This is a genomic window from Bulleidia sp. zg-1006, assembly GCF_016812035.1.
In the GTDB taxonomy this organism is placed as follows: Bacteria; Bacillota_I; Bacilli_A; order Erysipelotrichales; family Erysipelotrichaceae; genus Bulleidia.
On the sequence record NZ_CP069178.1, the window covers coordinates 1,364,139 to 1,378,744 of the forward strand.

The 14,606-nt window shown below is 35.2% G+C and carries 14 protein-coding genes and 2 pseudogenes; 3 read left to right on the forward strand and 13 right to left on the reverse strand.

Annotated elements, in window-relative coordinates:
- Window position 1: 1 nt before the first annotated feature.
- A complete protein-coding gene (locus JOS54_RS06905) occupies window positions 2-937 on the forward strand; it encodes an SPFH domain-containing protein (protein ID WP_203244858.1) in 936 nt (311 codons plus the stop codon).
- Between the two features lie 2 nt (window positions 938-939).
- On the forward strand, window positions 940-1,209 hold the full coding sequence (locus JOS54_RS06910; RefSeq protein WP_203244859.1) for a hypothetical protein: 270 nt from the start codon (window positions 940-942) through the stop codon (window positions 1,207-1,209).
- A gap of 140 nt (window positions 1,210-1,349) precedes the next feature.
- On the opposite strand, the pseudogene JOS54_RS08035 reads toward JOS54_RS06910, so the two are convergent.
- Window positions 1,350-1,840: pseudogene (locus JOS54_RS08035) on the reverse strand (phage replisome organizer N-terminal domain-containing protein); the annotation flags it as partial.
- Window positions 1,841-1,992: 152 nt separating this feature from the next.
- Complete coding sequence (locus JOS54_RS06920) at window positions 1,993-3,018, reverse strand: YhcG family protein (RefSeq protein WP_203244860.1); 1,026 nt, start codon at window positions 3,016-3,018, stop codon at window positions 1,993-1,995.
- Between the two features lie 146 nt (window positions 3,019-3,164).
- Between JOS54_RS06920 and JOS54_RS06925 the strand changes: the two are divergent.
- A pseudogene (locus tag JOS54_RS06925) lies at window positions 3,165-3,686 on the forward strand (IS3 family transposase); the annotation flags it as partial.
- Window positions 3,687-3,803: 117 nt separating this feature from the next.
- Here the strand turns inward: JOS54_RS06925 and JOS54_RS06930 are convergent.
- From JOS54_RS06930 to JOS54_RS06980, 11 genes are all read right to left on the reverse strand, one after another.
- Complete coding sequence (locus JOS54_RS06930) at window positions 3,804-6,506, reverse strand: AAA family ATPase (protein WP_203244862.1); 2,703 nt, start codon at window positions 6,504-6,506, stop codon at window positions 3,804-3,806.
- On the reverse strand, window positions 6,503-7,633 hold the full coding sequence (locus tag JOS54_RS06935) for an exonuclease SbcCD subunit D (RefSeq protein WP_203244863.1): 1,131 nt from the start codon (window positions 7,631-7,633) through the stop codon (window positions 6,503-6,505). The genes JOS54_RS06930 and JOS54_RS06935 overlap by 4 nt, the downstream gene beginning before the upstream one ends.
- Before the next feature lie 83 nt (window positions 7,634-7,716).
- The gene (locus tag JOS54_RS06940; RefSeq protein WP_203244864.1) at window positions 7,717-8,034 is read right to left on the reverse strand and encodes a hypothetical protein; all 318 of its coding nucleotides are present in this window, start codon (window positions 8,032-8,034) and stop codon (window positions 7,717-7,719) included.
- Window positions 8,024-8,578 (reverse strand): hypothetical protein, encoded by a 555-nt coding sequence (locus tag JOS54_RS06945; protein ID WP_203244865.1) that lies wholly within the window; start codon window positions 8,576-8,578, stop codon window positions 8,024-8,026. The genes JOS54_RS06940 and JOS54_RS06945 overlap by 11 nt, the downstream gene beginning before the upstream one ends.
- A gap of 302 nt (window positions 8,579-8,880) precedes the next feature.
- Complete coding sequence (locus JOS54_RS06950; protein WP_203244866.1) at window positions 8,881-9,198, reverse strand: hypothetical protein; 318 nt, start codon at window positions 9,196-9,198, stop codon at window positions 8,881-8,883.
- A complete protein-coding gene (locus JOS54_RS06955; protein WP_203244867.1) occupies window positions 9,188-9,424 on the reverse strand; it encodes a hypothetical protein in 237 nt (78 codons plus the stop codon). Before JOS54_RS06955 ends, JOS54_RS06950 begins: the two co-directional genes overlap by 11 nt.
- Before the next feature lie 229 nt (window positions 9,425-9,653).
- On the reverse strand, window positions 9,654-10,958 hold the full coding sequence (locus JOS54_RS06960) for a M18 family aminopeptidase (protein WP_203244868.1): 1,305 nt from the start codon (window positions 10,956-10,958) through the stop codon (window positions 9,654-9,656).
- 2 nt (window positions 10,959-10,960) lie between these two features.
- Window positions 10,961-12,202: an aminopeptidase gene (locus tag JOS54_RS06965; protein ID WP_203244869.1), complete on the reverse strand. Its 1,242-nt coding sequence runs from the start codon at window positions 12,200-12,202 to the stop codon at window positions 10,961-10,963.
- Window positions 12,199-13,374, reverse strand: coding sequence for a hypothetical protein (locus tag JOS54_RS06970; RefSeq protein ID WP_203244870.1), 1,176 nt, complete (start codon window positions 13,372-13,374; stop codon window positions 12,199-12,201). Before JOS54_RS06970 ends, JOS54_RS06965 begins: the two co-directional genes overlap by 4 nt.
- Before the next feature lie 12 nt (window positions 13,375-13,386).
- Window positions 13,387-14,040, reverse strand: a complete 654-nt coding sequence (locus JOS54_RS06975; RefSeq protein ID WP_203244871.1) for a prepilin peptidase — start codon at window positions 14,038-14,040, stop codon at window positions 13,387-13,389.
- Between the two features lie 35 nt (window positions 14,041-14,075).
- Window positions 14,076-14,522, reverse strand: a complete 447-nt coding sequence (locus JOS54_RS06980) for a hypothetical protein (RefSeq protein WP_203244872.1) — start codon at window positions 14,520-14,522, stop codon at window positions 14,076-14,078.
- Between the last annotated feature and the right edge of the window lie 84 nt (window positions 14,523-14,606).

Genomic DNA, 14,606 nt, shown 5'->3' on the forward strand with positions numbered 1-14,606 from the left:
TATGCCTATATTTGTTTATTGGATTGTTGTTTTTATGCTTGTGTTAGCCATTTTAGTTAGCACGCTAAATGTTGTCCCACAAGAACACGCTTATGTGATTGAAAGACTAGGTCGTTACCACACAACATGGGATGCCGGCATCCATATTAAGGTTCCTTTGATTGATCGAATCGCAAAAAGAATGCTTTTAAAAGAACAAGTTGCTGACTTTGCGCCTCAACCGGTTATTACAAAAGACAATGTTACAATGCAAATTGACTCAGTGGTTTACTTTAAGGTTTTCTCTCCTCATCAATATGCCTATGGGGTTGAAAATCCAATTATGGCAATGGAAAATCTAACTGCCACAACACTTCGTAATATCATTGGTGATATGGAATTAGACCAAACACTAACATCACGTGAAGCCATCAATAGCCAAATGTTACAAACAATTGATTTAGCAACGGATCCTTGGGGAATTAAAATTACTCGTGTTGAATTGAAGAACATTCAACCACCGGCGGCGATTCGTGAATCCATGGAGAAACAGATGAAAGCTGAGCGTGAGAAACGTGCTGCCATCTTAACTGCTGAAGGTGAAAAACAAGCTATGATTTTAGCGGCTGAAGGTAATAAAGAATCCGCTGTCTTAAATGCGGAAGCCAAGAAACAAGCAACGATTTTGGCCGCTGAAGCTGAACGTGAAAAGGAAATCAAAGAAGCAGAAGGTCGTGCCGAAGCAATTCGTGCCATTCAACAAGCTACCGCGGAAGGTTTAAAAGCCATTAAAGAAGCCGGTGCTGATGAAACGGTTATTAAACTAAAGAGCTTAGAAGCCTTTGCCCAAGCTGCGAATGGTCAAGCCACTAAGATTATTATTCCTTCTGAAATTCAAGGCATTGCCGGTTTAGCTAAGGGAGTTTTTGAGACAATCAAAGAAGAAAAGAGTAAATAATCATGGAGTTTAGAATAATCTTATTCACTTTAGTCATTATCACAGTTGTGTTCTATCTTATGATTATTGCTATCCTTTCCAGGATGAGGCATGCCGAAACCCATAAGCCAGCCAAGTTTGAAGACCTTAAAGTTAAGCTGGAAAAGTATCTTGGAAATGTGAGTTCCGACCAATTCCCCCAGCCAAAAATTCTGGATAAGCCAGAGGCTGAACAAGGTTATGTAGTTTTAAATGGTATTAAAAGAAAACTTGAAGATTGCAAAGATTTATAAGAAAAATGGAGAAAACAAATGAAGTGACCCCCAAAAGTTAGACTTTTTTAGCGTAGCAGTTTATATGGCTGCTCCGCTATTTTTATGTAGCCAAGAGTCTAAGCCTGTATTGCACCGGACTTAGCCATCCCAGTTTCTTCTTTCCCCTCTATTCTCTTATCTCTAATATCTAATCTCTTATCTCTATTCTCTGGCGGACAAATGTCCGCCACTTGTCCACCATCATTTAGACAAATGTCCTCTAAAAGTCGTATTTTTTCTTGATTTTCAAGCCTTGCTTTTCGCTTTCTTTCGCCCTCTGTTGATGATTTTCCAATGAAAAGCTCTATATCTGCCATATACAAAATCTTATCGGGTAATTGGTCTATCAGTTCCAATTCCAAAAATATTTTTATTGCCCTCTCCGCAGTACCTACTTGATGGCGTGTTATGGCGGCAATCATTTCGTTGTATATGGTATGTTATCTCTGAAGATCAGCTTGCCGTTGTTTTTAAGGCTCATCAGATACAATTTTAATAAAATGTTGGAATACATTACTCCGTCTTTCATACTCTCAAGTAAGGTTATGGTTTCACTTGTAAAGAAATCTTCCTTTAGCTTGAGATAATAGTATTTTTTGTTATCACTCATTTTCTTCTCCTTGCAATAAAAAAGAGAAGTAGATTATTTCTCCACTTCTCTAATCATTCATAAATTATTTTGTTTTCTATAATTGTGCAACGCCCGTTGCATAATTTTCAATTAGTCAGATGCCATCTGACCAATTGCATCTTCCATTGACTTTATTTTTCCTTATAATTCCTTAAAACTCTCTCAACTTGTTCTTCTAATTGTTCTCTATCAGGAATATATAAAGTATACTTAGAAGCAAATATCTTATTGGACAAACTACCAAGTGCATATTCTGCCTGTATACTGTCCTTATCAGTGCAAAGGATAATTCCAATCGGTTCATTATCCGTATCGTCATTAACTTCCGCCTTGTAGTAGTTAAGATACATATTGATTTGTCCGACTGCTTCCGACATTAGTTTTCCTGTTTTAAGTTCAATCAAAACATAGCTCTTAAGTATCTTGTTGTAAAATACCATATCAACATAATAATGGGTATTCCCAAGTGTTACTCTTTGTTGTGAGCCTACATACATAAAGCCCTTGCCAAGTTCAAGCAAGAATTTTTCAATATGAGTTATTAGGGCTTTTTCTAAATCATTTTCCATAATCGGCTTTTCTTCAGGCAGTCCTAAAAATTCAAATACATAGGGATCTTTTACAACATCACTTGCCTTATTTATTTCATTTCCCTTTAAGGCTAACTCTAATACCTTTTCTTTATTTTCATCTCCTGATGAAAGTAAAAGTCTTTCAAAAAGTGAGGTTTTTATTTGTCTTTTTAACTCTCTTACAGACCAATTGGCATTGATAGTTTCTTTTTCATAAAAACTTCTTTTCTTCTCATCGCTTATGGAAAGTAGTTCACAATAATGCGACCAACTTAATTTTCCAGACAGTGTCTGGAAAATTGGAAAACTCAAATAAAAATTTCTCATGTTAAACAAGTTGGATTTTGAAAATCCCTTGCCATATTCTTTTATGAGCCTCTTTGATAAGTCTGTTACCAACTGTTTTCCATACTCTGCTCTATCTGAATTTCCTTGTTCATCTTCTACGATAATTCGCCCAATCTCCCAGTAGGTTTGAATAAGGATATTATTAACTTCTATTGCAACACTATTTCTTGCATTATCCATCAATTCTTTAATGTTGCTATAAACATCTCTATGAATTTTATCCATTTCATTATTCATATAGCTACCACCTCTTTGTCTACTACAGTTTTGATTATTATACCATAAATATTGAGTATATTCAATATTATGTTACTTATATTTATATGTCGGTGAATGTCAACATTAAATGCAGAATTTTATCAATTTATTTTTAGAAGCTCCAAAACCTATTGAATCGCAAATTTGTAGCTACAAAGCCTAACCGGAAATGGGTAACTGACGTTACAGAGTTCAATGTTCGTGGAGAAAAGGTTTACTTGTCACCTATTCCGGATTTGTTCAATGGGGAAATAGTAAGCTATAATATTTCACTTCATCCAGTATTCCATCAAGTCATGGATATGCTAGAAAAGGCTTTTGAAAAGATTCCAAATACAAGCGAAACGATTCTGCATTCAAATCAAGATTGGCAATATCAAATGAAAAAATACCAGCACATGCTTAAAGAGCATGGCATAATACAAAGCATGTCTGGAAAGGGAAACTGTTTAGATAATTCTGTCATGGAAAACTTCTTCGGTCTACTTAAGGCAGAGATGTTTTACAAACATGAATTCAAATCTACAGAACACCTAATTTCTGAAATTGAAGCATACATTGACTATTACAACAATAGACGAATTAAGTGCAAGTTAAAAGGACTGAGTCCTGTGCAATACAGGATTCAGTCCTCTAAAGCTACTTAATTATACTGTCCAACTTTTGGGATTCAGTTCAAATCATTTCTCCATTTTGTTTTTATGTGATTTTAAAATAATGCCTGGCGCTGATTATCTGCTAATCTAAAGCTTTCAATCCATACTCTATTCTCCAATGATTTTTATTGTACTACCAGTTTGAAACTCTTTTGTGACAATAATTTTCTTTTCAACACGTTCCTTTAATTCTTGCACATGAGAAATAATCCCGACCAAACGATGGTTACCGGCCGTCTTTTCTAAAATCAACATGACCTTCTTCAATAGCTCTTGATCCAAGCTGCCAAACCCTTCATCAATAAAGATGGTTTCCATTTCAATACCCCCATGTAAAGAACGTATCGCATCCGCCATGCCCAAAGCCAGTGATAAAGAAGCCATGAAAGCTTCCCCACCACTTAAAGTATGCACTGGGCGACTTTGTCCACTATACAAATCTTGAATATCCAAAGCCAAGGTTTGTTCACTTTGACCACTTTTCCGACTCGTTCGAACTAAGGCATATTGACCATCTGCCATCTGTTGAAACCGCTCATTCGCAAAGCCGAGAATTTGATCTAAATAAAGACTTAAAACATACGCATCCAAACTCAATTTATTACCATCTTCCCCCGATCTTACATAGTATTTCGTTATATCCTGTTTCCAAACCAACGCTTGCATCTTCGCCTCTTGTTTCTGATAAGCATGTTTTACTCGTGTATAGACCGCTTCTATCCTTTGTAACCGGGCGTATAAAGTTTGTTTCTGATGGTCCAACTCTTCTCTTAGCTTGCTGTTCAATTTGATTTCTTCAACCAATTGATTAAAATCGAAAACCAACTCTTCTTTTAATTGCTTGGAAAGAGTTTCTATCTGAGCCACTAAAGTAACCAAGGATAATTTCCCTTGTTGCAAATCATCTTGGTACTGCTTTTTTTTCTTTGTTAAATTGGCAAGAAGGCGTTGTTCTTCTCGGTATTTCTCTTCCGCTTCTTCCTTTTTAAAAAGAGGTAAATCTTTCTTTTTTAGATGATACTCCACATGAATACTCTTTAACTGGAGCTTTTCTTCTTGAAGCTTTACTTGGTCTTGTTCAATCTCTTTTCTTAATTCATGGATGCTATTTTCTCTTTGCCGGAAGACTTCCTTTTGCTGCTCATTATCTTTCAAAATAGATTTTTGCGTTTGTAACTCCTTTTTGGATTGCCGGTATTGCTTTTGCAACTTTGTATAAAACACTGTCCATTCTTCCATTGAAATAGAATACTTTTCCGCCATTTCTTTTAAGCTTTTTTCATCATGCTTTAAAGAAGTCTTTTCTTCACTCATTCTTTGTGAAAAATAAAAGCGCTTTTGATTGAAAGTTTGCACTTTTTCTTTCAAAAATTGAATTTGACTTTGGTTATAAACCTTTTCACCTTTTGGAGTCGGCTTTGGATGATGCAAGGAACCACACACAGGACAAGGCTTACCTTCTTGTAAATTTTCTGCCAAAATACCGGCTTGTTCTTGTAAGAAACGACTTTGTTGAAATTCATATTCTTGTTGTAAGTTACCATATTCTTGTTGTAAATCTTGATATTCTTTTACATGCTTTTGGTAGTCCATCTTATTTTTTTCATACGCTTCTTTTCTCGATAAAGCCTGTTGAAATTCATTTAAAGAAAGACTTTCTTTTTCTAAATCCATTTCCCGTTTCTGGACAAGTAATTTTTGTTGGCCAAGTTTTTCATCTATGTTTTTAAAATCTTCTTGCTCTTTTTGCTGATGCACAAGACTATCTTGTTTTAAGATTAGTTTTGTTTGTGCTTCCTTGACGAAATGTGTTTGTTGCTTAAGCTTTATTTCAAGTTCATCCACCACTTGATAAAGAGAAAGCTGTTCCTTCAATTGATTTAATTCTTTTTCTTTTTGCTTAAAAAAATCTTCATTGCATTCCTTTTGGAAAGTTTGCCATCTCGCTTCTAAAGATTGATAGTCTTTTTCTAGCATCAGTTTTTTTTCTTGTGCTTTTTTATAGTCCAAACGATTTTTTTGCTGGTCTAGGAATTTTTGTTTCTGAATATTTTGTTCTTGAAGAGTTAAGTCTATCTGTTCCAGTTTCGATACAATTTCTTGATATCGAAGATAATCGAATTCTTGCTTATTTTTCAACAAGTTTAACTCTTCTAAAATGGTTTTACCATCTAATTGGAAATGAACTTCTTCTAAAAGACGCTCAATCTCTTTCTTGGTTTCATTCACTTCCTTTTGAAGATAATCCACCTCTTTTTTACTTCTTTCAATAAATGAACTGAAAGCTGACACATCAAAAACCGTCTTTAATAGCTCCGCTCTTTCATTACCTTTTTTCAAGAGAATATCACGGAATGTTCCTTGGGCAATCATCACCACTTGACGAAATTGTTTTTTATCCAAACCAATGATGTCTTTAATTTTTTCATTGATTTCTGCTTGTTTAGATAAACTTTTTCCATCCGGCAAAGCTAAATAACATTTTTGATGAACATCACTGCCATCCTTTTTTAGCTTAAAAGAGCGATGAACGGTGTACACCAAACCCTTATTTTCAAACTCTAGTTCAACAATGGTTTCCACTTTTCTATCTTGTTCCTGACGATTTCTAAAATCGAATGGTCTATGTAGCTCTTGACCACTTTGTTCACCATATAAAGCGTAGGAAATACCATCAAAAAGCGTCGTTTTCCCGGAGCCTGTATTTCCCCAAATTACAAAGATACCATTCTGCCCTAATTGGCGAAAATCAATAACCGTCTTTTTTTGATACGACGAAAAAGCCTGTAGTGTTAGTTGTAGAGGTCTCATTCTTTTTCTCCCTCATTCCATATCTTTTGAACCCATGCCAGTTGTTCATCACTTAAATCATGACCGCTGACCTGCTGATACCATGTAGCAATAATTTCCAACGGATTTAAGGATTTCATATTGGTATTGGATTGTGTTTGTTGCAAATTGTATTTTCTTTTTGCTGGAATAATACTCATGTAATTCGGGTATTTCTTTGCGATTTCCGAAATAGAAGTGTAAGGAAAATATTCATCGCTTAATTCAAAATAAAGATAGTCCATGGAATCAACAGCCTTTATTCCCATTAAAACATCCTTTATTGTTGCTTTAATGAATTTTACTTCATGTCGTGGTTGTAAAGGGATTAATTCTATTTCTAAACTTCCTTTTTCTTTTAAACTAAAGATAGGCATTGTTTTTGATTGGTTCGCTTCTGCTTTTGAATAGGCTAAAGGAGAACCGCTATAACGAATACGACCACTTGCATTCAAAATCGCTTCCGGTTTATGAATATGTCCTAAAGCCACATAATCAAAGTCTTCAAAAATGGGACTGCTGACTTCCTCTGAACCACCAATCATTAATTCTTCTGAGCTATCTTCACTTGGTTTACTAACACCAAGAACGAATTGATGTGCCACTAGGATATTTCTTTGTTTTGTATCTAACTTTAAATCTTCTAATAAAAGATGATAACCTTCTTTTAAACGAGGTGTTTCTTCTAAATGAAGAGCATTTTTAATATCAAAGCGATTCATGTAGGGGATGCTATAGATATAAATTGGTCCATATTCATCCTTTAAGACAATAGCTTGGTTTGAATAGTTGGTTTGTAGATAGATATCGCCTTGCTTGAAAAAGCTTGAACCAAAGGCTAAGCGGGATGAACTATCATGATTGCCACTGATTAAAATTACTTTGATTTCCTTTTCATGCAGTGCTTTTAAGAAGTTATTTAAAACTCCCACTGCTTCGATACTTGGAACTGATTTATCGTAAATATCACCCGCTATTAATAGACAATCCACTTTTTTTATTTCTAGTTGTTGTAAAATTTGGTTTAAAATATATCTTTGATCTTCTAAAAAAGAATGACCATTTACCACCTTTCCCAAGTGCAAATCGCCAATATGTGCAAACTTCATATAGCCTCTTTCTGCTTTTATTATAGCAAACAAAAAACAGAATCAGTTTCCTAACTCTGTTTCATAAAATTAGAAAATTAAAATCACCAATTCTCGCTATGGATTAAGACATATCTTATGTGCATAGCAAGCCCAACTGGAATATAGGAATATTTAGTCAAAGAAGGAACAAGATTCTTTGGCTTGAAAATTATAAACAAAGCAACACCAAATACAATCAAAATTCCTATCTCAATTAAATTCTTTCTTCTTATTTCTTCTAAGTCAATAACACTAAAAGTGATACAACCTATTATGAAAATCAAAGCATTCACAAAATCAGCCTGTGAAAACCATCCTATCAACAAGGAAATAGCGATATTCGCTATCATGATGATTCTTTTCTGCTGTTTAGTAAACATAATAATCAATCATCTTATATCTATGAACCCATCCTCTTGAGCCCATATTGCTTTCCTCACATTGAAATTTTGTTCGTGTTGTAAAGGTTCTCTTAGAAGGATAATTTCTATGTGCTAAGGCATCATCAATGGCAGTTATTATTTTATTATCTGACAATACTATACCCACTGCGATACCTATACCAATATTCCCAAGAATACCTGTTCCAGCACCAAGCAAAGCACCCAAAATAGCACCTCCAATTATATTATCACGCTCAATTTTTTTCCTATATTTTATTAAATCACTTTTTGAAATAGTTCCATATACCGTTTTTGTTTTCCCCTTACAGCGCCCAAGATTATAATATAAACTATATCCACCAGAATTAGATTTTTCTGATTCTAAAACATCAATGTAAAGTTCATTATCAATAACTTCTACCCCAATGATTTTACTTGTATCAATTGTCCCCGTGGAGCAATCATCACAAGCCAGTACTTTTGTTGGTGCAAAGCCTATTAGCATGACAGCCGTTAAAAGTAAAACAGTGATTTTTTTCATTATACTCTTTTCCTTTCTAAGTAATATTCCATACTGTATACTTTTTATTTTTTCTGTTTTTACTCTCCTTTCTTTCTCATAGCTTTAAAAATAAAAAGTACTTCTTATGTGATTTCATTCTATGCTCATTATTTATGAATGTAAACCCTTACAAAATATTTTTGTTTCGCTATTTTAAGGCACTTGAATTTACACTCTATGAAGTCTATTATTCAACTACGTTGCACTTAGCTTGACAATTCAAACAAACAAAAAACAGAATCAGTTTCCTAACTCTGTTTCATAAAATTAGAAAATTAAAATCACCAATTCTCGCTATGGATTAAGACATATCTTATATGCCTAGCAAATCCCATTGGGATATAGATATACCTTAACCAAGAAGCCTCCAAACCCCTTGGCTTGAAAATAATATACGCAATAAAACCTATTACACCAATTAATCCTATTTTAATTAAATACTTCTGTGTAATTTCTTCTACATCGATAATATCAAAGGTAATAAAACCTATTATGAAAATCAAGGCATTCACAAAATCAGCCTGTGAAAACCATCCTATCAACAAGGAAATAGCGATATTCGCTATCATGATGATTCTTTTCTGCTGTTTAGTAAACATAATAATCAATCATCTTATATCTATGAACCCATCCTCTTGAGCCCATATTGCTTTCTTCACATTGAAATCTCGTTCGTGTTGCAAAGGTTCTCTTAGAAGGATAATTTCTATGTGCCAAAGCATCATCAATTGTCCCCGTGGAACAATCATCACAAGCCAGTACTTTTGTTGGTGCAAAGCCTATTAGCATGACAGCCGTTAAAAGTAAAACAGTGATTTTTTTCATTATACTCTTTTCCTTTCTAAGTAATATTCCATACTGTATACTTTTTATTTTTTCTGTTTTTACTCTCCTTTCTTTCTCATAGCTTTAAAAATAAAAAGTACTTCTTATGTGATTTCATTCTATGCTCATTATTTATGAATGTAAACCCTTACAAAATATTTTTGTTTCGCTATTTTAAGTCATAAAAACCTAAATCTATCCTAAGGATAAATCTAGGTTTTTCTTCTACTTATTTCCACTCATATCCAGACTTTGTTTGAACCAAAGATCGACTAAAAAATTCCGCTAAAGCATCAATCAGATAAGCCGTATCCTTAACACCGGCCGTTTCAACTGGTGAGTGCATTGCCAATTGAGCCAAGCCAACATCTACCGTCACCAAAGACACATGCGCATTGGAAATATTCCCTAAAGTACTACCACCACGAACATCCGAACGATTGGTAAATACTTGGAAAGGAAGTTCTTGGCTTTGACAAATATCCTTAAACAAGGCGGCACTAATACCATCGGTTGTATAGTGCTGATTGGCATTAAATTTAATCACAATTCCTTCATTCAATTTTGGGTGATTGACCGGATCATGCTTGGCAACATAGTTTGGATGTACTCCATGGGCATTATCCGCTGACACCATCATTGAATTCGCAATGACTTGTGGGTAACTATTCAGGTCATGTCCTAAAGCCTGATGAATACGACTTAAACAATCACTTAAGAACGTACTATCCGCTCCTTGTTTCGTTAAAGAACCGACTTCCTCATTATCAAAAATCACCATGACAGGAATACTATGCGCATCCTTAGCCCCTAAAAAGCCATATAAATTAGCGAAGGCACACTGCAAATCATCCAAACGAGGCGAAGTCAAAAACTCTTGGTTCATTCCCCAAACATAGGCTTTTTCTCTTGGATATAGGAATAAGTCATGCGAAAGAATATTTTTTTCCTCAATCTTCAACTTTTCCGCAAAATAGCGAAGAACTTGATTGTCTTTCTTTCCTTGCGCAATCATTGGCAATAAATCATTTTGAATATTATAACTATGATTTTCATTCGCATTACGATCTATGTGAATGGCTAAATTCGGAATCATAGCGATGGTTTCTTCAGAATTGACTAAATAGGAAGAAAAGAAATTCCCATCTTTCACAACCACTCTTCCGGCAATCCCTAAAGGACGATCAAACCATGGCGCCATCAACATGCCACCATAGCCCTCAACATTCAATTGAAGATAGCCTTCTTTTTCAATCTCGCTATTCTCTTTCAATTTAAAACTAGGTGAATCCGAGTGTGCCGCTCCAATCATAAAGCCATGATAATCCTTACAAGGAACACGGAAAGCTAGGATACTAGAGCCATTTCGACAAACAAAATAACGCCCATCTTCTTCTAAGTCCCAATTTTCACTTTCTTGCAGCTCTGTATAACCACCACTTCTTAGTTTCTCTTTTACTTGATGAATCGCATGATACGCCGTTGGTGAAGCATTGATAAAATTCATCAATTGTTCATTCACATTTTTTATCATCACTATTCACCAATCACAAAGCTACCTTTCCTAAACACCGGTACAACCGTTCCATCTCTTTGAATACCATCCACATCCATTCCTTTGGTACCAAACATAAAGTCCACATGCACTAAAGAGGTATTCATGCCACGCTTCTTTAGGCTTTCTTCCTCATCTGTTAAACCACCTTGAATGTTCTCCGGATAGGCACGTCCCAAAGCCAAATGGCAAGCCGCATTTTCATCAAATAAGGTATTAAAATATAGAATACCTGATTGTGAAATTGGCGAATTATATGGCACCAAAGCCACTTCTCCTAAATGCGAAGAACCTTCATCAAAGTTCACCAGCTTATCCAAAGCTTCCTTTTCTTTTTCAGCTCCATATTCCACCACTTTTCCATTTTCAAAACGGAACCAGAAATTCTCAATCACTTTCCCCGAATAACTCAAAGGCTTAGAAGCGTACACAATTCCATTTACTCTATCTTTATGAGGCATAGAGAACACTTCTTCAGTTGGAATATTTGGCTCAAAGTGAATCCCAAAGAAAGAATCGGTACCACCACCTTCCCAAATATTTCCATCCACTAAGCCTACCTCTAAATCAGTACCCAGTTCAGAAGTGAAATGTAATTTTGTGAATTGATAGTCGGTCATTTTCTTGGCATATGCTGTTAGACGAGCATCGTGTTCCAACCAATTCTGTTCTGGATTAGACTGTTCATCCACCCTGGAAGCGGAAAAGATTGCCTTTTCTAAAGCACTATACGCTTCTTCTGGACTTAAATTAGGAAACACCAATTCCGCCCAATCTTGTGATGGTAAAGCAACGATTGACCATTGACCAATATTTTTCATTTGATAGTCCATCAAGTCATCCATTTTTTCCGAGAAAGCTCTTGAATACGCACTAATCTTTTCTTGATCCAAATCCTTTAAGCCACCCGGACAATCCGATACCACCGCTAAAGAACATATTCCCTTATCCTGAAGATACTTGTGTTTATCATGGAGCCAATCCGGAATATCCTTTAATCGTTCTAAGCTTTGGTATTGGAATTTATGACGGCTTAATTCCTCATCACTCCAATCCACAATCACATCCGAAGCCCCAACTTCATAGGCCTCTTTTGAAACCATCCGCACAAATTCCACATCTCGAACATTGGCTCGCACCAATAAAGGCTGATCCTTTTGTACATGAACACCCATACGAACCGCCAATTTCGCTAATTTTTCATAAAGATTTTGATTTTTCATTTCGTTTCCCCCTCTTGTATCACTTCCATAACACGATTTAATTCTTTCATTTGATTTTCAAATTGTTGGATATCCACCACGAACCGACTTGTCCCAAAAGGATTGATAATAATTCCCATATCTTCCTTTTTAGCCTGACTTAAAACCTCTTGGAAAGGAACTTTCTTTAATTCCAAACCTTCTAATTCCACTAAGTCTTGATTCCGAAAGGCCTCTTTTGGACTAGTATAAATGGATTTCAAATAAGCATTGCTTGCCGGAATAAAGACTTTATCATACAAAATTGTGTTTTGTTCAAAATCACCCGTGTATTTTAATTGATAAAAGTCCGCCTTTTCAAATGAACAAAACAATTGATGAATATAATGATAATCCATCACATGCGACGGGACTTCTTTCAATAAACCATTCACATACTCACTCTTCGTCCTATCCTTAGCTAAATAGCCTGATAATAATTGATAAGCATTCACACTCAATTTTTCATTAAAGTGAACTTTCAAGCGAACCTTTTCTTCCTTTGCGGATTTCTTTTGAACATCTTGTACAAAGATTTCCTCTACTTTTCCCTCACTCAATACAACCGGTACGGTTTCACCACCTTTTTCAACCAATTGATCCAATAAAGAAACCCTCTCACCTTGAAAAATTTCTCCCCGAACAAAGCCTTCAATATAAGAACCATCAACCCGATCAATCAATAAACTAAAAGCTTCCTTTCCTTTTTGGTAGGATTTTTTCTTGTCTTTCCAAAGCAAAACATAATTTCCGAAGCGATTCAAGTACCATTTTCCCAGGTAATAAATACCAAAAGAACTGAGAATAACGACACTTATCTTTTGCGTGAAGGAATAAAGGTCTGCCTCTAAGTAACAAACATCCATTGCGTAATAAATCAAAAGAACACCGGCTTGTAATACCAGAGATAAATACACATAACGCCCTAAATGAAAGCGTTGGGAGATGATACGACCTTCTTCTTTATCCATGAATTTATTGATATAGTGTAATATCATCCAATGCACCAATTCTACATTCACAATGAAGTGATGGGTATACAACAGACTTATGTTATAAATAGGCGCTACGAGCCATTGGATTAGTAAGAACATTGACGCCAAGCCAAGGAATAGCGCAATCACCTGATTTAATCGAAGTAATAATCGTTTCATGCATTTATTTTATCATTGATATGTCAGAATGAGTAGTAACCAGCCCACCAGTAACAGCCATGGACCAAAAGGGATTCTTCTTTTCTTAGTACTAATCGCAAATAATAAACCAAAGCCGCTCGCAAGTCCTAACCATAAATGGAACAATTCCCATGGCAAGCCAAATAAAAAAATGCCGCACAAACAAATATCCCCCTCCCCCATCCATTGATTTCTTAAATAAGGGGAAATAAGGATACACACAACAGCGATAAGCCACTTCCCTTCTAATCCACGATAATAAAAGAAAGCCATTAACGAAGCACTTAACCATAAATCTATGCTTTGTATTTTTTCGCTATACGCATCTTCTAATCCCATCTTTATGAATAAAAAAGATAAACTCATAAAAGGAAGAATAGGCATTTCAGAGTTTTGCCAAGCTAATCCTACCAAAAGACTATACACATCTATACCAAACCAAAAAAGTGGAATAGCTTGTTTACAATAGGAGCATTTTCCTTGATTCAGTAAGTAGCCCAACATAGGTAGCTTCATCCACCACTTCAATTCCTTATAACAAAAATCACAGACACTTTTCCCTTTTTGACCACGATGAAAATAATGTCGATACGAATAGGTTAAACAAAAACTGAACCAAGCCAATGAAAAAAGAACTTTCTCCATACTTATCTATTACCAAGCAAAGAGAAAATCCTTGTTTAATGAGGCATCTTTTTAACCGATACCGAATATTTCGCTAAATAGTCACGAAACTCTTCATATTGAGAAGGTTCAAAGAATAAGGCGTTGATTTTGTGAAAGTGTTCAAAGAATAAACTGGAATCTTTCCTAGATAAGGTTAATTGCCCTATTTTTTTATATTTAACTAAGGATCCCATTAGAACCACCCCTTTTGGTGATAAACCGGATTTCATATTCATATACATAATTCCCAAACCCAGGACCACGCCGGATTGAATGTAACGGAATGCTCCTTGGTTATGCATAAAGCCGACTATCGCTAATAACACAAATAAAACAAATACTGCCCAACGATTGCCTACCTTTGTTTCAACTTCAACTTGACTAGAATGCACCAACATCAATGTGAACATCGCAAAGACAAGCACATCCAACACTAAAAAAATCATTTGATTGACTGACATGTTTTTACCTCGTACCTACTATACCAAAAAGATTTTCTTTTTACTTCCTTTTACAAAGAAAAAGCTTAAAACGATGCTCATTTT

Excerpts from the sequence above, each read along its gene's own strand:
- JOS54_RS06960 (WP_203244868.1), bottom strand. The coding sequence starts at position 10,958 with ATGATAAAAAATGTGAATGAACAATTGATGAATTTTATCAATGCTTCA.
- JOS54_RS06980 (WP_203244872.1), bottom strand. The coding sequence starts at position 14,522 with ATGTCAGTCAATCAAATGATTTTTTTAGTGTTGGATGTGCTTGTCTTT.
- JOS54_RS06905 (WP_203244858.1), top strand. The coding sequence starts at position 2 with ATGCCTATATTTGTTTATTGGATTGTTGTTTTTATGCTTGTGTTAGCC.
- JOS54_RS06920 (WP_203244860.1), bottom strand. The coding sequence starts at position 3,018 with ATGAATAATGAAATGGATAAAATTCATAGAGATGTTTATAGCAACATT.
- JOS54_RS06965 (WP_203244869.1), bottom strand. The coding sequence starts at position 12,202 with ATGAAAAATCAAAATCTTTATGAAAAATTAGCGAAATTGGCGGTTCGT.
- JOS54_RS06975 (WP_203244871.1), bottom strand. The coding sequence starts at position 14,040 with ATGGAGAAAGTTCTTTTTTCATTGGCTTGGTTCAGTTTTTGTTTAACC.
- JOS54_RS06955 (WP_203244867.1), bottom strand. The coding sequence starts at position 9,424 with ATGAAAAAAATCACTGTTTTACTTTTAACGGCTGTCATGCTAATAGGC.
- JOS54_RS06945 (WP_203244865.1), bottom strand. The coding sequence starts at position 8,578 with ATGAAAAAAATCACTGTTTTACTTTTAACGGCTGTCATGCTAATAGGC.
- JOS54_RS06930 (WP_203244862.1), bottom strand. The coding sequence starts at position 6,506 with ATGAGACCTCTACAACTAACACTACAGGCTTTTTCGTCGTATCAAAAA.
- JOS54_RS06910 (WP_203244859.1), top strand. The coding sequence starts at position 940 with ATGGAGTTTAGAATAATCTTATTCACTTTAGTCATTATCACAGTTGTG.
- JOS54_RS06950 (WP_203244866.1), bottom strand. The coding sequence starts at position 9,198 with ATGTTTACTAAACAGCAGAAAAGAATCATCATGATAGCGAATATCGCT.
- JOS54_RS06935 (WP_203244863.1), bottom strand. The coding sequence starts at position 7,633 with ATGAAGTTTGCACATATTGGCGATTTGCACTTGGGAAAGGTGGTAAAT.
- JOS54_RS06970 (WP_203244870.1), bottom strand. The coding sequence starts at position 13,374 with ATGAAACGATTATTACTTCGATTAAATCAGGTGATTGCGCTATTCCTT.
- JOS54_RS06940 (WP_203244864.1), bottom strand. The coding sequence starts at position 8,034 with ATGTTTACTAAACAGCAGAAAAGAATCATCATGATAGCGAATATCGCT.